Source organism: Desulfonatronospira sp., assembly GCA_003563255.1.
GTDB lineage: Bacteria > Desulfobacterota > Desulfovibrionia > Desulfovibrionales > Desulfonatronovibrionaceae > Desulfonatronospira.
The window spans coordinates 1-20,407 of record PWSL01000529.1 but is presented as its reverse complement, the minus strand read 5'-3'; the positions used below and the strand labels follow the sequence as shown (position 1 = coordinate 20,407).

Sequence of the window (20,407 nt, the reverse complement as noted above, 5' to 3'; positions counted from 1 at the left end):
TTAGTATTTTCTGATTCCCTAACCATTCAGGGGGCGCCGGATACCAGCCTGGACATTTTTCGCAACCCAAGATATTATGAATATTTGTCAATAGCCCTGAAGCTGGAAACTACCGGCTTGGGGGCAGTCCCTGCAACGCTTTATTTTAACATGATCTTGAATATCAGTTCTTTGCATGTCGTAGGAGGACTGGCTCTTCCAAAACCTATATGGAGAGCGGGGTCGCAGAAGAGCCGGTCCACGTGCCACATGCAAGGCGCTGAACAGATAGGTCCTGATGTAGAGTTGACCGCGGAGTTTATTATGCAGCACAGAAAATTGTCTCCCCGAGAACTGTATCATGGTTGCGACGTATCGCAACTTTCCTTTGAAACCACCGCTGAACTGCAGGCAATGCACGACCTGAGCCAGGGAGTTCACCAGCCCCGGGCTGCCCAGGCACTGAAGTTCGGTGTGGGCATCCGTCAGCACGGATACAATATTTTTGCCCTTGGACCAAGTGGCATGGGCAAACATACCTTTGCCAGGCAGTACCTTTCCCGGAAGTTTGAAAATTATCCGTCACCATCCGACTGGTGTTATGTGAATAATTTTGAAAGTCCCGGACGGCCCGGACTTTTACACTTGCCCCAGGAATGGGGCAACTCCCTGGCCCAGGAGATGGAAAAGCTTATCCAGGAGGTTCCCAATGCCCTGAAAGGAGCCTTTGAGAGCGAGGAGTACCAGAACCGTGTTCAGGACATTCAACAGGAATTCAAGGATTACCAGCAGGGCGTATTTGAGGATCTGCAACAAAAGGCCAGGCAAAGGAACTTGTCTCTGCTTAAGACACCGAGCGGGCTTAGCTTTGCTCCCGTACAAAACGGGGAAGTCATGTCCCCGGAGGAGTTCCAGAAACTAAGCGAGGCCAGGCGCAAACAGTTCGAAAAAGACATGGAGGAAATGCAAAACGAATCCCAGCGCATGTTTCAGAAGTTTCCTGCCTGGCAAAGGGATATGAGGCAAAAAATTGAGGAACTGAATTATGAGGTTGCTCAGTATGCCCTTGGACCCATGATTAAGGAGATTCGGGAAAAATTCAGGGATAATCCTGATGTAAGAAGCTTTCTGGATGCGGTTCAAGAAGATATAATCAAAAACGTCCAGACCATTCTGGAAGGGGATAAACACCAGGCAGAGGGTTACAGACAGCACCATCCGGCAGCTATGGGCGAATCCGGTGGCAGGGAGCAGGTAATGCGCAAATACCGGGTTAATGTTCTGGTGGACAACAGTCAGACTCAGGGGGCCCCGGTAATCTACGAAGATAACCCCACTTATGCCAACCTGGTGGGCCGGGTGGAGCATCAGCCCCTGATGGGTGCCCTGATCACGGATTTCAATCTCATCAAGCAGGGGGCCCTGCACCGGGCCAACGGTGGGGCTCTGATTCTGGATGCGTACAAGGTTCTCACCAATCCCGGAGCCTGGGACGGCTTGAAAAGGGCCTTGATCTCGCAGCAGATCAAAATCGAATCTCTGGCCGAGATGTTCAGCCTGATAAGCACCATTTCCCTGGAGCCGCAGCCGGTGCCATTGGACATCAAGGTGGTCCTGGTGGGTAGTCCCCTGGTGTATTACCTCTTGAAAGAGTTCGACCCTGAATTTTCCAAGCTGTTCAAGGTGGCTGCCGATTTTGACACACGCATGGACTGGAACCAAGAATATCAGGAATTTTTTGCCAGGTTCATGGCTGGGGTTATCCAGGAGGAAAAGCTGAAACCATTTCATAAAACCGGGGTGAGCAGACTGCTGGAACACAGTGCCCGTAAAGTACAGGATCAGAAGAAACTCTCAACCCATATCCAGGGATTAACTGATCTTATGCGCGAAGCAGACTACTGGGCCGGGGAAAACGGCCGTGAAAATGTTACTGAAGCTGATGTAGAACAGGCCATTGATGCCTCGGTCTTTCGCAGCGACCGCGTACGCGAACATATCCAGGAAGCCATCCAGAGAGACATAATGCTGATCGACACCGAGGGATGGCAAACAGGCCAGATCAACGGGCTCTCGGTCATGGGCCTGGGGGATTTCTTGTTCGGCCGTCCGCACAGGATTACCTCCCGAATACGCCTGGGCAAAGGCGAGGTCATTGATATAGAACGTGAGGCAAAGCTGAGCGGTCCCATACATTCAAAGGGAGTGCTTATCCTTTCCGGGTTCCTTGGTTCCAGATATGCTTCGGACCGGCCCCTGTCCCTGTCCGCCAGCCTGGTATTCGAGCAGTCCTATTCCGGTATCGAAGGAGACAGCGCCTCCTCTGCAGAGCTTTTCTGCCTGCTTTCAGCCATATCAGGGGTTCCCATTAAGCAGGCACTGGCCGTAACCGGGTCAGTTAATCAGCACGGCAGGATTCAGGCCATCGGCGGGGTTAATGAAAAGATCGAGGGCTTTTTTGATATTTGCCGGGCAAGAGGCCTGACATCCCATCAGGGAGTCCTGATTCCGGAATCAAACACCATTCATCTTATGTTGCGCCGGGATGTGGTACATGCAGTGGAAAGGGGTGAATTTCACATATATCCGGTTAAAAACGTGGACCAGGGCATGGAGATCCTCACAGGCCGCCCTGCCGGGCAGCCTGACGAAAACGGGGAGTTTCCCGGGGACAGTATCAACGGCCTGGTCCAGAAGCGCCTGAGAGAATTCTCGGACAAACGGATGCAATTTACCCCTGGCAGGGGGCATGGAGAAGAGAGTTGAAACAGGATAAGCCTTTTGCCGAATTCAGGAGGGTCCTGGTACCCCTGGATGCATCGGAGCACAGCCTGGGGGTCTTAAAAGCTGCAGTGGAGCTGGCTGCCGCCCAGGAAGCTGAGCTGGAAGGCCTGTTTGTGGAGGATGCCGACCTGTTTAGACTTTGTGAGTTTCCCATGGCCCGGGAAGTGTCTTTTTGGGGGACCCTGGGCCGGAGCTTGAAACGTTCAGAAACGGAAAGGCAAATGCGTATTGCGGCCAGTCGACTAAAACGGACCCTGGAGGATATGGCTGGAGGATACAACGTCCCCTGCAAATTCCGGGTTATGCGTGGCGGGGTTTCCAAGAAGGTTCTGGATGCTTCCAATGAGGCGGATCTGACCATAATGGGTCGGATTGGATGGTCAAAGCATCTCGGCCGGCGTATGGGAACCACTGCTCAGGCCCTTGTCAGGCAGGGCCGCGGCCTTATCCTGCTCATGGATAAAGAAGCGCGCTTTCAACCTCCTCTGCAGGTTCTATACACAGGGTCCAGTCTATCGGAGGCCACCCTTTTACTTGCTCTGGAGCTAAGCCGGAAAAGGGGGTTTTCGCTGGTTATACTCATGGCTGCAAATGCACCGGCAACCCTGGAGGATATGCAGGACAGGGTGCAGTCAATTGTTTCCAGGCAGGGGGCTTCGGCAGGTTTTTACTTGCTCCGGGAACTGGATTCACAAGGGATCAAGAAGGCGGTTGCCGCCCATGGGACCGGCACGCTTTTTCTACCCTGCGAAGATCCATGTCTGTACGGGGATAGTCTACAGCATCTGATAAATTCTCTGGACAACTCTGTGTTTCTGGTCCGGGAGAAATAGAATGTAATTACCCTGAGCGCTGCAAGGCCTGGGGACTGACCTCCGCTGAGTACTGACTGTGCAGGTTCACAAAACTTCGCGTTTGGATTTTTATATTGTGCAGGAAAGGTGTCGTGGGGACTGTCCTCAGGCCGGTTGCGGCATCCCCTGAATGGTTGCTTTCGATCGGGTCAGAAATGGAGCCACTGAAACAGGAGACGGTTAACATGCCTGCGAAATCATCAAAATCTTCCCCGGAAAAGTCAGATCAAAATAAGGGCCCATCCCAGCCTATCCCCTCATTATACGTGGCCATCGGCGCTTCAGCCGGAGGACTGGAAGCCATTGAATCTTTTTTCTCCGGCATGGCTTCAGACAGCGGTCTGGCCTTCATAGTCATCCAGCATCTCTCTCCGGATTATAAAAGCCTGATGAAGGAGATCCTCTCCAAAAAAACCAGGATGAAGGTCAACCGGGCCGAGGACGGCATGCTGGTCATGCCGGACAATATCTACCTGATTCCTCCCAAAAAAAACCTGACCGTTTTTCACGGCAAACTGCTTTTAAACGATCAGGATCATTCCAAGGGAATCATCAACCTGCCCATAGACATATTTCTGCGCTCCCTGGCCGAGGATCAGGGAGAAAAGGCAGTGGCCGTGATTCTTTCTGGTTCAGGCAGCGATGGGATGCGCGGAGTCCGGGCCATCAAGGAGTTCGGAGGAATGGCCATGGTTCAGAGCGAGGAATCAGCCAAGTTTGACAGCATGCCCAGGGCAGCCGTCTCTACCGGGCTTGTAGATTTCATCCTTAACCCTGAGGAAATGCCGAAACGCCTGCTGTCCTATGCCAAGCACCCCTACGTGCTCAAGACTGAACGTTCGGATACGGTTATCAGCGATGAAGACGCATTGACCAAAATATTTTCCCTGCTGCGCGACAGATTCAAGGTTGATTTTACCTATTACAAGCCCAGTACGGTCAACAGGCGGGTAGAAAGGCGCATGTCCATCAACCGCATCGATGAAATCAGGGATTATGTGGCCTTTTTGCAGAGCTATCCTTCTGAGATTTCCACGCTGTTCAGGGAGCTTCTGATCGGGGTGACAAGGTTTTTCCGGGACCGGGAGGCTTTTGACGCCATCAGGGAAAAGTGTCTGCCCGAGATACTGGACCGGGGCGAAAACCGGGAAATGCGGTTCTGGGTCCCCGGCTGCTCCACAGGCGAGGAGGCCTATTCCCTGGCCATACTGGCCAGGGAGTATATGCTTGAAACCGGGAACTTCCGCGATCTCAAAATATTCGCCACGGACATTGACCGCGATGCTGTCCAGTTTGCAGCCCATGGAATTTTTCCGGACAGCATAGCTGCTGACGTCCACCAGGATCTGCTGGGCAAATATTTTTATAAGAAAAAAGACAGTTATCAGATCTCAAGGAACATCCGGGAGATGGTGGTCTTTGCCCAGCACAACCTGATCAAGGACCCGCCCTTTACAAATATCGACCTGGTATCCTGCAGAAATCTGCTGATTTACCTGCAGCCGGTCCTGCAGCACAAGGTCCTGGAGTTTTTCAATTTCTCGCTGAACCTGAACGGGATACTCTTTCTTGGTACCAGTGAAACCACCGGCGACATGGACGATTTTTTCCAGACTCTGGATCAGAAATTCAAGATTTACCGGACCAAAGGAAGGCTCAAGCATGGACTGAACAGGCCCGAATTGCCCCAGGCCACGGATACACGCTATAGAGAGATGGGCACCAGGTTCAACAGGACCCGCAGGGAACTGCAGGCTGAAGACGGCCGACTGCTGGAGCGTCTTCTGGAAGCGTTGAGTGAAGATTATATTTCCCTGGCAGTGGTGGTCAATGAACAGATGGATGTTCTGCATGTAATTGGAGACAGCGAGGGATACTTCAAACTGCCTTCAGGCAGGCTGACCACGGATATCTCCAAAATGGCGGCCAGAGATCTGGCCATCCCCCTGACCACAGGCATTCAAAAAGCTCTTCGCAAGGATGAGCCCATCAGGTTTTCCAACATCAGGCTGCGCGACAAAGGCGGGCAGAAGGTGGTGGACCTGCGCATTAAGCCCCTGCCCAGGGCAAAGGGTCAGGAATCCATGGTTGCAGTATTCATGAATGAAGTCCAGAAAAAGGATCCCCTGGATTCAGGACAGGCAGAACACAGCTATGACCTCTCCCACGAGGCAGAACAGAGAATAAATGATCTGGAGCAGGAACTGCAGTTCACCCGGGAAAACCTGCAGGCTACAGTGGAGGAACTGGAAACAGCCAATGAAGAGCTGCAGGCCACCAATGAGGAACTTGTGGCCAGCAACGAGGAGCTGCAGTCCACCAACGAGGAACTGCAGTCTACAAATGAAGAGTTGTATTCCGTGAATGCCGAATATCAGTCCAAGATAGTGGAATTAAGCGAACTGCACAGCGATGTGGACAACCTGCTCTCAGCCAGCCAGATCGGGCAGCTTCTGCTGGATGAAAATATGGAAATCCGGCGCTTTTCTCCCAGGGTTACTCAAATATTCAAGCTGCTGGACAATGATGTGGGCAGGCCTCTGACCCATATCACCCATTACCTGGTGAACCAGGATCCGGTGCAGAAAATCAGGGATGTGCAGACCGGCAAAGTTCTGGCTGAGCACGAAGTGCAGACCCAAAAAGGGCACTGGTATCTGATGCGCATTGTTCCTTACGTTGTTGGGCCTGAGGTTTTTTCCGGGACCCTGGTTTCTTTTGTGGACATAACCAGAATCAGACAGGCTGAAGAATCTTTGCGGCAAAGCGAAGAAAAGCATCGCCGGCTTTTCGAAACCATGGCTCAGGGGGTGATCTATCAGGCCGCGGACGGAACAATCATCTCGGTCAACCCGGCCGCGGAAAGGATCCTGGGCCTTTCATTCGATCAGATGCGCGGCAGGACATCCATGGACCCGCGCTGTAAGATGATCAAGGAAGACGAAACAGTGGTACCAGGAGAGGAACATCCGGCCATGATCGCCCTACGCGCCGGAGAGACTGTCGGGCCTGTTGTTCGGGGTGTGTTTCACCCGGACAAGAACACCCATATATGGCTGTCCATAACAGCCATTCCTCTTTTCAGGCCGGAAGAGGACAGGCCTTTTCAGGCCTACGCCACATTTGAGGACATTACTGAACAGAAGCTGGCCCAGGAAGAGGTCAGATCAGCTCATCAAAGGCTTCTGACCGTTCTGGACAGCATTGACGCCCTGATTTATGTCGCGGACATGGACACACATGAAATACTGTTCATAAACAAGCACGGACGAGGGGACTTCGGAGACGTGGCCGGCAGGAAATGCTGGAGCGTACTTCAGACCGGCCAGACAGAGCCATGTAATTTCTGCACAAATGACAGACTCCTGGACAGAGACGGAAATGCCACCGGGGTATACACCTGGGAATATTTCAATGAAAAAACAGGCAAGTGGTACCAGTGCTTTGACCGGGCCATTGAATGGGTGGACGGTCGGATGGTCAGGTTGGAAAGCGCCTTTGACATAACCGGGCACAAGCTTTCCCAGGAAGGTAAATAACAGCAGGACCTTCATTTTCCCATGAACATGATCAGTGCTTTCCTTAAAAGCGCTAAACAGATACTTTTTTTCAAATATTCTGCAGCCTTTCCGCCATAAAAAAAGCCCGGGGAGAGCCGGTCCATGTAGGCAAATGCAAAGAGCTGAACAGATACTTTTCCTTTAACTCTCAGGCTGTTCAATACCAGACGCAACCCGTCACCGGCTTGTCTGCCGGGGCAGCAGCGAGGATGTCCTGGACAGAGCCAGACAGGACATGGCTGATATCAGCAGGGGAAACCAGAAGGTGGTCAGCCTGGACAGCAGAGCTACGGCCAGGCCTTCAGCCGGGGTCAGGCCTCCCAGGGTGAAGAAAAGGGCCATGGACCCCTCGTAGGTCCCCAGACCCCCGGGAAGCAGTGGCACCATGCTGACCATGTAGGCAAAGAGTGTCGCCAGGCAGATTATAATCGGGTGCACATCCAGGCCCAGGAAAGTGCAGGCCAGGTAAACCTTGACCGGGTAAAAAACCCAGATAGTCAGTGATACAAACATGGTCGCCAGGGTTTGCCGGGTGGACAGAAGCCTGGAGGCCGACAGCCTGGATTGCTGCAGAAAGAGGGCAATCCTGGAGGCGGCTTTTTTCAGCGGTTCCAGTCCGCCAGGGGCTTTTGGTCCTGGCAGACTTTTTTGCGACTTGTCTTTTTCCGTTTTTCCGTTTTTGCCGTAACATAATAGCCCCAGTCCAGCACACAGGGCAGTCAGGGCACCCAGGGAGAGATAAAAATATACCGGCAGGTCAAACATGAAAAGGGCCGGCAGCACAAGTACAAGGCACAGCACTACAAAAGGGGCCATGGTGATGAACTTGTGCACCAGCAGTGTCCCGGCGAGATCCTGGTAGCTCTGTCCTGTTCTCTGCCTGAAGAGGTAAACCTTGGCGGCTTCGCCTCCGAGTTTAACCGAGGGTGTCAGGCTCTCGATAAGCCCGGCGGCCTGATTCACCAGGAATACGGAATAAAAGGGGATGCCGCTCTGGCGGTTGAGCAGGAAATACCAGATCCAGGCACTGGCCAGAAGGGTTGCAAGCTGAAGGGTAAAAAGCACTGACAGGGCCTGGGGGCTTACCCGGGAAAAGGCCCGGCCCAGTTCCTGCGTGCCTGCCAGCCCGGCCAGGACAGCCAGGCCGGCTACGCCCAGTAGAAAGATAATTATTCTAGACAATGACATGGCCTAATTTACAGAAACCGCATTATAGAAAAGCACGGAGCGGTCAAAGGTGCGCATGGGTTGAGGTGCGACAGCCCTGGGGGCTGCAGGGCAGTTCAGACAGTCATATTGGTCCTTGTATGGATTGCTGGGAAGACGGAAAATAAACCTGGCCCCGGGCATGGCGTTTTGCTGCATGACCTTCAGTATCCGGGATTTAGGTGCCGCCTGCAGGGCCACTATGGCTACATTGTATGGGTATTTGAAGTCCTGGGCGCCGTCGGCATGCATAACGGTGATCCTGTCCTCCAGACCTGCCTTGCTCACACAGTTTTTTGCGTGTTTCACCGCACAGGGGTCTATATCCAGGGCGTAAACCCTGGCCCCGGCCAGCCTTGATATGTACAGAGCGGTAAAAGGCACGGCTCCGCACCCGATATTCAGCACGACATCATCTTTTCCTAGTTTTGCAAGTTGAATTTCGTTTTCTATAACCTGTCGGTAAGGCCGGGAATAAAGCCAGGTGAGAACTTTTGAAAAACTGCTCATTTTTTCCCATGCCGCTGCAGCTGCAGGTATCCAGCCCATGATCTCCTCCTCGATGATTGTTACGATGAATTTCATTATCATTAATTATAGTGAAAAAGAAAGTCAAGTTAAATCTGACCTTCTTCCCGCCACTCGTTGCCTGCTCCAGCCTGGTAACGTTGTGTTCTTGAAGCTCAAGTCGCTTCTTCAAAATATGGCTGGAGCTAGAGATCAGCACTACAGCAACACCAATTTGAACTCGAAGGGGACTGGCTATTTTGCCGTCGAAAGCCCAGCCACTTTACGGTTTGAGTTCGGCAAAAGTGCCTGTCCCCACAAACATGTTAAGAAGCGGCTGGTGCCGCAAGAACTAAGCGTTCCCAGGCTGGAGCCTGGGAACGAGAGGTAAGAAGCGGCTGGAGCCGCAAGAACTAAGCGTACCCAGGCTGGAGCCTGGGAACGAGAGGTAAACTGATATCAATTTCTTGTTTTTTATTACAGGGTTTCAGGAGTAAGCCACTAAACTGTTACGGACTGGCTCTTTTGCCGCCGGATAGTCTGGCTGTTTTACGGCCTGATGTCGGCAAAAGTGCCTGTCCCCGGTGGCCGAGGCAACAATTCACACAAAATGTCGCTGTAGTGGTAATGAGTAAAGCATAACCTGAAAGATGTCTAATATGCAAGAAGATATTGGTCGCCGGCATTGTCCAGACTCCCCGTCATCTACCGGCAACACCGGATGATATCATAATTGTAAAGAAAGATGATTCATGTCAGGTCTGGAGAGGAAGCATTTGATATTTATTGAAAATTTGACGGGTACAGTCAGGCACTCAAGGCAGCAGAATTAAGTGCTCGTGCCTTTCAACTAGGCATCTGGACGAGTGCCGGACAGTCTCCTGCTATCATCAAAAGTGCTAAACAGACGATTTTTTTAAACAGTACAGGGAATATGCTTACTTCGTGCAATATTTGCTGCACCGTTGATATTTTGGCTTATGAGAAGAGTCCGTACTTCTCATTTTTAATTGACAAAATTATCACACCCTGCTTAAAAAAAATAGCGAATTCATTTCTTATCTTGAGAGTTCAAAGTTCCTGGTTCTTCGTTCCTGGTTGAAAGAAATAAAGTCAACAAATTTGGATAGATGTCTGATCTGGCCCGAAAGACATATTGACCTGCCAAAAAAGCTAATAAATCAAATAACTACAAACAAGTTTTTGACTGTACAGCCCTAAAACCCTGTCAGAATAAAGAAGAAAAATTTCGAACAGAGATGGGGGTTCAGCGCCTTGTACTGGGACTGTCCCGCACTTATTTTTATAATTCTAACCGGTGAAACAACGCCTCACGTTCCTGCGGAGCAGGGTTTATCTGGGTCATAATAAACAAGAAAATTTTGAACCGCAAAGCCGCCCCGGTTGAATGCCCCCAGTTAAATAAAAGAAAGTTTAACCGGGTGTATCTGTTTAGCGCTTTAGATGTGACACGGGGACTGGCTCTTCCGGGACCCACTTGTCCCAGAAAATGAGTCATTTTGAGCACAAATTGATGCTCAAGTGGGTCCCGGAGTGCCTGTCCCCTGGTTTCCTTATAAGCGCTAAACAGATACAACCGGGTAAACTTCGGGCTTGCTTTTCGAGCAATTCAGCTGGGCAGGCAAAGTACGCAAAGTTTAAGAAGCGAAGCAAGTGAGAAAACTTCTGACTGTTAATGGAGATGGTTATGAAAAAATGCCTGGCACTTTTGATTGGCAGCCTTTTATTGATGGCAAGTCCTGCCTCTGCGTATTCAAACGGGTCGCATGACGTTGGCCTAGGGCTTGAGACCATTGTACAGCACAGCTTTAAATCCGGCATCAAGGGTTCGGATACTGAAGTCTCCAGGAGCAGATATGGTGTGCAGGCTTCATATTCCATTTTCACCCTGGGATACGACTACTCGCATTTTTCCTGGGACGATGCCGGGGATGCAGGTTTTACACCCGGGGACGGCACTCCCTGGGATGGTCTGCACAACTTTTTTTTATCCGCTGAGGCTGTCTTTCCATTAGCTGAAAAATGGCTCCTGTACTCCCGTGCTGGGGTTAATTCATCGTTTGAAAAAGAAATTTCCGGTTCATTCGGCATCGGAGGGGCGGCCATCCTTTTCAGGGAATTCAGAAATAATTGGTTCGCCGGACTTGGACTGGTTGGTGGTTATCATCCTGTCCGCAGCCTTTTTATTCCGGCTGCGGGGCTTCTTTACGGTTTTCCCGGCGACGTGGGCTGGACCGCCAGGATAGGTATCCCCACGACTGAAGTGCGCTACGGTTTCAGTGAAAGCTTTGCTCTTCAGGCGGGATTGGGGTATTCATCCAGGATGTACCGTTTAAAAAACAACAGCCCTGTTGCAGATAAGGGGTATTTTCGGGAAAGAAACTTCAGTGTGGGCATGCAGGTGGAGTGGAGTCCCATGGAAAAAATGGCCCTGAAGCTTGGGCCGTATTACAAGCTGGGCAGGAAATGGCAGGTGTATGATCGCCATAAAAGTCGCATCATTTCCAAAGATGTGAAAAGTACCCCCGTGGTTGAGGCAAGACTTTCCTGGAGGTTTTAGGCTCTTTTGCCCTGCTGGGGGCCTTTTATTCCGCGCGGGGTCGTGGAAGTCCGAGTCAGTTTTTTTATTCCTCAGGTGCAAACAATATGTCCTGGAGTTGCATGATGTTGGAGATGCCGGTTTTCGAGTCCGGGCTTCCAGGGTGGAACACGGGTTTGTAGCCCAGCCTTGAGGCCTGCCTCAGGCGTATATCATGTGCCAGCACCGGCCTTATCTGACCGTTCAAGTCCACCTCGCCCCAGAAAATGGCCCTTTCCGGCAGGCTCCTGTTGTGAAAGGAAGACAGCACCGCAGCCACCAGACCCAGGTCCAGACCGGGGTCCACCAGTTTCAGGCCGCCTCCGATTTTAGTGTATATGTCGGACTGAGCCAGGCTGCGCTGCAGTTTCTTTTCCATGACCGCCAGAAGCAGGTGCAGACGGTTTTGATCGAATCCCAGGGCCGTACGCCTGGGTATGCTGAGAAAACTGGGCGTGGCCAGGGCCTGTACCTCCACGGCAAAGGGCTTGTGTCCGTCCACAGCCATCACCACGGCGGTTCCGCTCAGGGCCGGGTCTCTGGCCTGCAAAAAGAATGTTGAAGGATCCTGGATAACCTCCAGGCCAAGGACGCCCATCTGAAACATGACCAGTTCGTCGGTGGGGCCGAACCTGTTTTTTATTACCCGCAGGATACGATACAGATGTTCCTTGTCGCCTTCCAGGTATATGACTGTATCCACCATGTGCTCCAGCAGCTTTGGGCCGGCGATTTGGCCTTCCTTGGTCACGTGGCCCACCAGGAAAATGCATGTCCCGGAATCCTTGGCAGCCTGAATAAGCCTGGAAGTGACCAGCCGGATCTGGGTGGGGGCCCCGGGCATAGAATCAGATTCAGAGCTGCTGATGGTCTGCACTGAATCGATTATTACCAGTTGATACGGGCTGTGGGATGAGAAGGCGGCCAGAACATCCTCCAGGGAGTTGGTGGCCAGTGCCTGGATGTTTGCGTGTTCAAGCCCCAGTCTCTGAGCTCGAGAGCGGATCTGGGGCAGTGATTCCTCGCCGCTGACGTACAGGGTGCCGGACCCTGCCAGGCTTAAAAGCTGCAGGAGCAGGGTGGATTTTCCGATGCCCGGTTCCCCCCCCAGCAGAATTACAGCCCCGGGTACCAGTCCCCCACCCAGGACTTCGTCCAGACCCTGTATGCCGGTGGGAATATGGTCAGCCCGGGCGAGGTCCACCCGGGAAAGCAGGCTGGGCCGGCAGACAGCCGGGTCTCCGGATATCTTTTTGTCTGTGGCCCTGGTCCTGGCCTGCAGGGTATTCCACTGTCCACAACCCGTGCATTGTCCCTGCCAGCGCATAAAATCGCTGCCGCACTCGGAGCAGATATAAGTGGTTCTGGATTTCATACGGACTATTCCGGGATATGGGCCTCTATTACCTCCAGCCCGAATTCATGGACTTTTTCGGGGGGATTGTAGAAAACCGTCATGAAAGGAGTGGAGCCGCCCGGCTCTATGTACTTGTTGTTGGTCAGGATACCCAGCTGGGAGGTCAGAGTGGATTCCAGTTCCTCCCGGGAGGAGACCTGCAACTGAAAAAGAGAGGCAGCATTGCCTGCAAGAAACTCCCTTTCCTGGACCACCTGCTCCTGGGCATCGTAAAGGACCGCCCTGAGCTTGATCCTGGAACGGGGAGTTTCAAACTCATTGACTGCCCGGCCTTCCACCACAAAGAGCTGTCCGATGTTGTCGTTGCTGACAAAGTACTGCTGGACATTATCCAGTATTATTTCCCGGACGTCTTCTTCAGTAAACTCTTTTTTCTGGGTAACCTGTTCTGTAGTATCGGGTTCTGAGCTTACAAAGGGAATGTAGACGTATTCCGCGATTCTGGGCAGGGCCAGGACAAGGCTGCCTGCAATCAGTATGAGCAGGCCAACCAGCGCCCCGATTTTTTTCAGCTTTGCACTGTCAGGCCAGGAGGTCTTCTGCTGAGGTGTGATTTCAACCCTCATATCGTCCGGGGATTCTTCACCGGGGTAAGATTCCCAGGGATCCGGGCTGGGGGGCTCCCGGGGAGGGGCCGGTTTCTGAAAAGTGTCTTCCTCGTCGTTTAGAAAGGAAGGACTGAACACATGCTCGCAACGAGTGCAGCGAACCTTGAGATCCTTTTTAAGCCTGGATTCGTCAAAGCGGTATTTGGTGCTGCAATTGGGGCATTGAACTGTCATAGCTGATTCTCACACATGGGAAGAGCCGGTTTCCGGATCTTCCCCGGGTGCATTCACTGCATAAATGCCTGGAAGATTTCTGAATTTTTGAGACATATCAAGACCGTATCCCACCAGAAAGCCCTCTTGAACCCTGAAGCCGCAGTAGTCCACATTGACCTGGACCTGCCTGCGCTCATGCTTGTCTATCAGTGCGCAGATCTCTATAGATCCTGCTCCCCTTGAGCGAAGGATGTCTTTAAAGTAATATAAAGAGAGCCCGGTATCAACTATATCTTCCACCACCAGGATATTTTTGTCACGCACGTCATATTCCAGGTCCCCGGTAATGACTACTTCCCCGGAGGAGGTAGTCTGGTCAGCGTAACTCGAAAGGCGTACAAAGTCTATATCCAGGTCCAGGTCAAGGTTGCGGATCAGGTCGGCAAAAAAAATAAAGGCTCCTTTGAGGATGCATACACCAAGGAGTTTTTCCCCGGCATAGCGCCTGGATATATCCCGCCCTATTTCCTGTACCCGGTGTGCTATCTGGTCCGGGGTGTAAATTTCTCTTAACTGCAATGAACTACCTCCTACATTTCCATGAGCATGGCTATCTCGTCGCAATCAGGGAACTTGGGGCAGTTGAGACAGTCCGCCCAGACCTTCTGGGGCAGCATGTCTTTGGAGATCTCCCTGAAGCCCTGCCTTGCAAAGAATTCTGTCTGGTAGGTCAGGGTAAAGACCCTGTAAATGCCCAGAGTCAGGGCTTCGCTCAGGCAGGCCTCCACCAGCCTGCCGCCCCAGCCCATTTGGCGGATCTCAGAGACAGTGGCCAGGGAACGGATTTCCGCCAGGTTGTCCCAGACAATGCTCAGGGCGCAACACCCAAAAATGTTGTTCCCGGAATCATCACAGACGACGAAGTAATCCCTCAGGTGGCTGTATAGATCGCTGTAAGACCTGGGCAGAAGCAGGTCCTGGCGGGAACAGTGCATCAAAATCCCGTGAATGGATTTGACATCTTTGATTCTTGCTTTGCGTAAATACAGCATATCCAGTTTAATCCACCAGCAACCGGTCCAGTTCTTCCTGCAGGGTTTCATAGTCCACCAGTTCATGGTGCACTTCCGCCAGGTTCCCATGGCCATCATAAATCAGGGTGAAGGGTATGCCGGTAATGTTGTAGGCATCCATAACATCCTGGGATGAGATGTATACCGGGTAGTTCATCCCTTTTCTTTCCATGAAGGGAGGCACGGCTGCCGGGTTGAAGTCAAGAGAAATGCCGATGATGCTGACATCCTCCAGGCTGTAGTCCTCCCTGATGCTGACCAGATCCCTGATTTCCGCCCTGCAGGGGGCGCACCAGGTGGCCCAGAAATTCAGGATAAGCACCTTTCCTTCTTCATCTTTTATAAGGTCCTGGATTCCGTCCGGGTCAACCCTCTCAGGCTCAGCCGAGTCCTGGGCCGTAACCGCCGGGGGGATGACCAGAAGGGTAAGCAGAACCAGGCAGACAATATAGAGTACCACACTTGCCTGTAAAGCTAAATATTCTTGAAACAGCTTTGACATACCTTACTCCGAGCACAGCTTGCGGGCCAGCTTTACCGCGGAAACAGCATCCCGGGCAAATCCATGGGCCCCGATTTTTTCTGCGTAAGCCTGGGTGACCACGGCTCCGCCTATCATTACCTTGCAGTCCAGCCCCTCTTTTTGCAACAGTTCCGTACATTCCTGCATCTTGACCATAGTGGTGGTCATGAGGGCGGAGAGGCCGATTACACTGGCGCTTTTCTCTCTGGCCTGACTGATTATATCCTCTGCCGGGATGTCTATGCCCAGGTCCACTACGTTGAAGCCGTAGTTTTTGAGCATGAGGCAGACGATATTTTTACCGATATCGTGAATATCGCCCTCCACTGTAGCCATAACCACGGTTGGACCCTGCTTCTGCCCGTCCTGCTGCATGAGCGGCTGCAGATATTCAAAACCCTGCTTCATGGTTTCGGCGCTGAGTATGAGCTGAGGTAGAAAAAGTTCGCGCTTTTCATACTTTTCGCCGACAGTGTTGATGGCCGGGATCATTTCGCCGTCCACCAGCTCAAAGGCCTGGCGTCCATCCTGGATCTCCTTTTCCAGAAGGGTGACTATATCGTCCTTTTTGCCCCGGATGACGGCTTCCTGGATGGAGGATGCAAAATCCCCCCCGTTCTGGTCCCCTGGTGCATGTGTTGCACCCGAGTCCCATCCGGCGTAGCGCATGGTGAATTCCTGGGCCTGGCTGTCATGTCCCAGAAGAGCGCTGCAGGCATCCATGGCCTCCTGCATGCGCCCTGAGCCGGGATCGCCTATAAATGCGTTCAGACCCGCTCCGGCACACATGCTGAAGAAGTGCGCGTTCATGAGTTCTCTGGCAGGCAGCCCAAAGGAGATGTTGGAGAGCCCGGCCAGGGTTGCAAGGCCCCATTTTTCACGGCAGTACCTGATGGTTTCCAGGCAGTCCATGGCCGCCATGGGGTGTGAGGAAACGGTCATGATGAGTACATCCACTATGATAAGCCTGCGGGGGATACCCAGTTTCTCGGCTCGTTCAAGGAGATCTTCAATTATCTGCAGACGCTGGAAGGTATTCCGGGGCATCCTGCCCCCGCTCAGGGGCAGGAGGATGAAAGGGGCGCCGAAGTCGCGGCAGATGGGTCCAAGCCGCTCCATCTTGTCTTTTTCCCCGCTGATGGAATTTACCAGGGCGCTGCCGGGATACTCCAGCAGGGCGCTCTGGATGGCCTCGGGATTACTGGAATCCAGGGCCAGGGGTATGTCAAACCTGGAAACCAGTTCCCGGCACAGAGCCGGCAATATTTTTTCCTCTTCCACCATGGGCGCGCCCACGTTGACGTCCATAATCCGGGCGCCGGCGCTGAACTGCTCCTCTGCAATCTCCAGGGCCCGGGTAAGCTGAAAGCCCTGCAGCTGTTCAGCCAGATCCTCCCTGCCTGTGGGATTGATTTTTTCGCCGATAAGAACAGGGGGAAACGGACCCCCGAAGGGCAGGGTCCTGCTTCTGGATGTCAGGACTATGCCCGGCTGTTGAGTCGGGGTGTTGGGGCGGTATTGAGCTCCGGCAACCATGTTTTTAAGGGCCTTGATATGTTCCGGAGTTGTGCCGCAGCACCCTCCCAGGAGCTTGGCCCCCATTCCCAGGAATACCTTGAGCTTGTCCGCGAATTCCTCCGGTCCCACCTTGAAAACTGTCTCACCGTTCTCCAGGACCGGAATGCCGGCATTGGGCTGGATGAGAAGAGGGGTGTGCAGCCTGGGTTGCATGGCCTTTACAAGGGGGACGAACTCTTCGGGGCCGCAGCTGCAGTTGATGGCGATAATATCCGCTCCCAGGTTCTGCATGGTGTCCACAAAGACTTCCGGGGAGGGGCCTGTAAGACTGGTGCCCTTTTCAAAAGTCATGGATATGGCCACAGGCAGGCTGGATTCAGAGCGGGCAGCCATAACCACCGCCCGGGCTTCCACCAGATCCAGGTGTGTCTCGCCCAGAATAAGGTCCGCTCCACCCCGGGCCAGGCCCCGGACCTGCTCCCTGTATGCGTCCAGGAACTTGTCAAAAGTCATGTCCCCAAGGGGCGCCGGCATCTTGCCTGTGGGGCCGATACTGCCGGCCACGAAGCCCTGGTCTGCTGCAGCCTGTCTGGCGATCCCGGCCATTTTTTGGTTGAATTTTTCCGCGTCCACACCCGGATCAAGCTTGAAGCTGCTTCCACCGAAAGTGTTGGTGGTAATAACCTCTGCGCCGGCCTGCAGGTACAGGGAATGTACCTCGCGGATGGCCTCGGGGTTTTCCTGTCCGAATTTTTCAGGGGAATACCCGGGCTTTAGTCCCCTGGATTGCAGCAGGGTTCCCATGCCTCCGTCAAAAATACCTATTGCGTTGTTGGATAAATAATTTATGAATCGCATTCAAGTGCCTATATCCTTAACCGGGATGAAGGTAAAGAGCAGTTTTGACCTCTTTGAATGTTTGCGGAATTTTAACTGTCAGCTCTTTGCATGCAGCACGGCATACAGCCCGGTGGGGGACCGTCTCTCCCTGCACTTCTATATGCCGGAAATAAGTGGGTCCCGGAGTTGCCAGTTCCCTGCTTTCCTAATTATTGACCTGCGGGGACTGGCTCTCCACGCACTTATTTTTTCCAATAAAACCAAGATCATTTTTAATAAAAATAAGTGCGGGGGTGCCTGTCCCCAATTGAGGCATAAAATTTTATAAGTTTCGCTGTAGGGCTGAACTGTTACAAAAAACTCAAGAGTACAATTTACCTGTTGAAAAATATTGATAATATATGATAAAAGATTTATAAAATCATCTTGAACCAGATGTACATCTTGATGGCGCTCTCCCCGGATGGTACGGAGCCAACCTGCAATTTACTCAAAATCCGGGTATCTGTTGCAGGCCCTTAGCACAAATATCGGAACATATGTAGTACTTAGCGGGGACAGTCCCCAGGCCTGGTGCCAGTAATCACCACCGAGGACCCCCCAGAATGGTTACCGGCCGTTTTACGGTTTGAGGTCGGCAAAAGTGCCTGTCCCCGGTGGCCGAGGCGATAATTTACACAAAGTGTCGCTGTAGTGGTAAATATCAAATTTCAAACATGATTACGGCTCTATGCCTTTAATGGGATATACTTATGACCCAAGAAAGCAGAAAGAAAAAACATATACCAAGAAAAACCCGTGAAACCAATGAAAACCAGGAAAGTCAGGAAGGGCAGCTGGACGAAGAAAAGATGTCCCATAAGCTGGAAGAAGCCGTGGGCAAGGATGTAAGTCCTTTGCCCGGCTCAGCACCTGTGCCTATGGATGCCCTGCGCATCTATCTGCGCCAGGTGGGTACTTTTCCTACCATGTCCGCTGAAGAGGAGTTTGAGCTGGCCAGGAAGTTCAGAGACCATGGTGACCAGGATGCGGCTTTTTTGCTCATCACATCCAACCTGCGCCTGGTGGTGAAGATCGCTATGGAGTTTCAGCGCAAGTGGATGAAAAACGTCCTGGACCTGATCCAGGAAGGCAATGTTGGTCTAATGAAGGCCCTGAAGAAATTTGATCCGGAAAAGGGCATCAAGTTTTCTTACTATGCTTCCTTCTGGATCCGGGCGTACATCCTGAAGTTTATTATGGACAACTGGCGGATGGTCAAGGTGGGCACCACCCAGGCCCAGCGCAAGCTTTTCTACAATTTGAGCAAGGAAAAGCAGAGGCTGGAGTCTCTGGGCATTACTGCTGATGCCGACGCTATATCCCAGAGCCTGGATGTTTCCGAGACGGACGTGGTGGAGATGGGGCAGCGACTGGGACAGCACGATCTTTCACTGGACATGCCTTATAACGATGATTCGGATGTAACTCCCATGAATGTCATCCCGGCCCTGGGAGAGGGGGCCGAAGAAATTCTTTTGCAGGGAGAGACTGCCAGACTTCTGCAGCAGAACATCCAGGAACTCATGCCCAAGCTCAGCGAAAAGGAAAAGGATATTATTGAGATGAGGCTTCTGGCGGAAACCCCGGTTACCCTCAGGGAGATCGGGGAAAAATACGGTATTACCAGGGAGAGGGTACGTCAGATAGAAGCCAGGTTGCTGGGCAAGATCAAGAGCCATATCCAGGAAAACATTGAGGACTTTTCCAGGGAGTGGATCGAGGATGCTTAGGGAGCTTCAAAAGATTCAGGAGCAGGCCCGTATCATGGCCGGACAATGCACTCTGAACTTCTATGTCCGCTATTCCAGAGAGAATGCCTGTTCCAGAGAGATTTTTTTCAGCCATCCCCTTATCCAGCGGTTGTGGGAAGATGTGCTTCCCTTCCTCAACGAAGAATTCGGCCACGGTATAGAACACTGCAAAAAGGTCAGCATAGATGCCGGGACCCTGGCGTTTATTGAAACCAGGTCCTGGCGGGATCAAAAACTGAGCAGGCGCTACAGCCTGTTGGCACAGATGGCCGGACTGCTGCACGATATCAGCCGGCAAGAAACGGATCATGCCCGCAAAGGGGCCGAGTTATCCAGGATAATCCTGCAGTACTACCCTTTGTCCCAGGAGGAACTTGATGATCTGGCCTTCGCCGTGAGCAACCACGAGGCTTTCAGTGAAGTCCTGGAGCCTGCACATCTAAGGCAGGCGCTTTTAAGTGATGTTCTTTATGATGCGGACAAGTTTCGCTGGGGACCGGACAATTTTGTCACCACCCTGTGGGAGATTTGTTCCTGCAGAGAATGGTCCCTGGAGGAAGTCTTAGAAAGGTTCCCCAGGGGGCTTGGTTTCATCCAGGATGTGCAGTATACATTCAGGACGCCTACAGGACGACTGTACGGACCGGAATTTATTCAGTGCGGCCTGGATATGGGCAGGGTCCTGTATCGCTGTTTAAAAGAGCATCGTAGCACTACAGCGAAACTTATATATTGAGACATTTACCTCTCGTACCCAGGCTCCAGCCTGGGTACGCTTAGTTCTTGCGGCTCCAGCCGCTTCTTAAAAAATGTGGCTGGAGCCACCAAAAAGCTTTGAGCCATGACGGGGGTTCAGCACTTGGCACTGTGACTGTTTCATTTTTGGACACTAAGCTCAGGTGCTCCCCCCGCCGCGCAAGCGGCTGATGCCTTTTCCTTGCGGGTCCTGCCCCGTGAAACAACGCTGAAAGCGTTCCTGCGGAGCAGGGT

At 52.4% G+C, this 20,407-nt stretch carries 14 protein-coding genes; 6 read left to right on the top strand and 8 right to left on the bottom strand.

The features are described from left to right. The first annotated feature begins 303 nt into the window (after positions 1-303). The 3 genes from QZP87_RS15380 to QZP87_RS15370 all read left to right on the top strand — a co-directional run bounded on the left by QZP87_RS15380 (position 304) and on the right by QZP87_RS15370 (position 7,156). Complete coding sequence (locus QZP87_RS15380; protein ID WP_291323808.1) at positions 304-2,745, top strand: AAA family ATPase; 2,442 nt, start codon at positions 304-306, stop codon at positions 2,743-2,745. Continuing rightward, on the top strand, positions 2,742-3,596 hold the full coding sequence (locus tag QZP87_RS15375) for a universal stress protein (protein WP_291323807.1): 855 nt from the start codon (positions 2,742-2,744) through the stop codon (positions 3,594-3,596). The genes QZP87_RS15380 and QZP87_RS15375 overlap by 4 nt, the downstream gene beginning before the upstream one ends. 206 nt (positions 3,597-3,802) lie before the next feature. Next, complete coding sequence (locus QZP87_RS15370; protein WP_291323806.1) at positions 3,803-7,156, top strand: chemotaxis protein CheB; 3,354 nt, start codon at positions 3,803-3,805, stop codon at positions 7,154-7,156. A 198-nt stretch (positions 7,157-7,354) separates the two neighbouring features. On the opposite strand, the gene QZP87_RS15365 is transcribed toward QZP87_RS15370, so the two are convergent. After that, on the bottom strand, positions 7,355-8,359 hold the full coding sequence (locus tag QZP87_RS15365) for a flippase-like domain-containing protein (RefSeq protein WP_291323805.1): 1,005 nt from the start codon (positions 8,357-8,359) through the stop codon (positions 7,355-7,357). A 9-nt stretch (positions 8,360-8,368) separates the two neighbouring features. Beyond that, the gene (locus QZP87_RS15360) at positions 8,369-8,968 is read right to left on the bottom strand and encodes a 50S ribosomal protein L11 methyltransferase (protein ID WP_291323804.1); all 600 of its coding nucleotides are present in this window, start codon (positions 8,966-8,968) and stop codon (positions 8,369-8,371) included. Positions 8,969-10,598: 1,630 nt separating this feature from the next. Between QZP87_RS15360 and QZP87_RS15355 the strand changes: the two genes are divergently transcribed. After that, complete coding sequence (locus QZP87_RS15355; protein WP_291323803.1) at positions 10,599-11,471, top strand: DUF6268 family outer membrane beta-barrel protein; 873 nt, start codon at positions 10,599-10,601, stop codon at positions 11,469-11,471. A gap of 64 nt (positions 11,472-11,535) precedes the next feature. Here QZP87_RS15355 and radA read toward each other — a convergent pair whose 3' ends face one another. The 6 genes from radA to QZP87_RS15325 are packed head-to-tail and all read right to left on the bottom strand — an operon-like array spanning position 11,536 to position 17,642. Beyond that, entirely contained in the window at positions 11,536-12,864 is a 1,329-nt protein-coding gene (radA, locus tag QZP87_RS15350) for a DNA repair protein RadA (protein WP_291323802.1), read from the bottom strand. A 5-nt stretch (positions 12,865-12,869) separates the two neighbouring features. Next, positions 12,870-13,688 carry a DUF3426 domain-containing protein gene (locus QZP87_RS15345; RefSeq protein ID WP_291323801.1) on the bottom strand — a complete coding sequence of 273 codons (819 nt, stop codon included), beginning with the start codon at positions 13,686-13,688 and terminating at the stop codon, positions 12,870-12,872. A gap of 9 nt (positions 13,689-13,697) precedes the next feature. After that, positions 13,698-14,249: a hypoxanthine phosphoribosyltransferase gene (hpt, locus tag QZP87_RS15340; RefSeq protein WP_291323800.1), complete on the bottom strand. Its 552-nt coding sequence runs from the start codon at positions 14,247-14,249 to the stop codon at positions 13,698-13,700. An 11-nt stretch (positions 14,250-14,260) separates the two neighbouring features. Continuing rightward, positions 14,261-14,728: an N-acetyltransferase gene (locus tag QZP87_RS15335; RefSeq protein ID WP_291323809.1), complete on the bottom strand. Its 468-nt coding sequence runs from the start codon at positions 14,726-14,728 to the stop codon at positions 14,261-14,263. Between the two features lies 1 nt (position 14,729). Further along, entirely contained in the window at positions 14,730-15,245 is a 516-nt protein-coding gene (locus QZP87_RS15330) for a TlpA disulfide reductase family protein (protein WP_291323799.1), read from the bottom strand. A gap of 3 nt (positions 15,246-15,248) precedes the next feature. Then, on the bottom strand, positions 15,249-17,642 hold the full coding sequence (locus QZP87_RS15325) for a homocysteine S-methyltransferase family protein (RefSeq protein ID WP_291323798.1): 2,394 nt from the start codon (positions 17,640-17,642) through the stop codon (positions 15,249-15,251). Between the two features lie 734 nt (positions 17,643-18,376). Between QZP87_RS15325 and QZP87_RS15320 the strand changes: the two genes are divergently transcribed. Both QZP87_RS15320 and QZP87_RS15315 read left to right on the top strand, forming a co-directional pair. After that, positions 18,377-19,396, top strand: a complete 1,020-nt coding sequence (locus tag QZP87_RS15320; RefSeq protein WP_291323797.1) for an RNA polymerase factor sigma-32 — start codon at positions 18,377-18,379, stop codon at positions 19,394-19,396. Further along, positions 19,389-20,153, top strand: coding sequence for a hypothetical protein (locus QZP87_RS15315; RefSeq protein WP_291323796.1), 765 nt, complete (start codon positions 19,389-19,391; stop codon positions 20,151-20,153). The genes QZP87_RS15320 and QZP87_RS15315 overlap by 8 nt, the downstream gene beginning before the upstream one ends. Positions 20,154-20,407 lie beyond the last annotated feature (254 nt).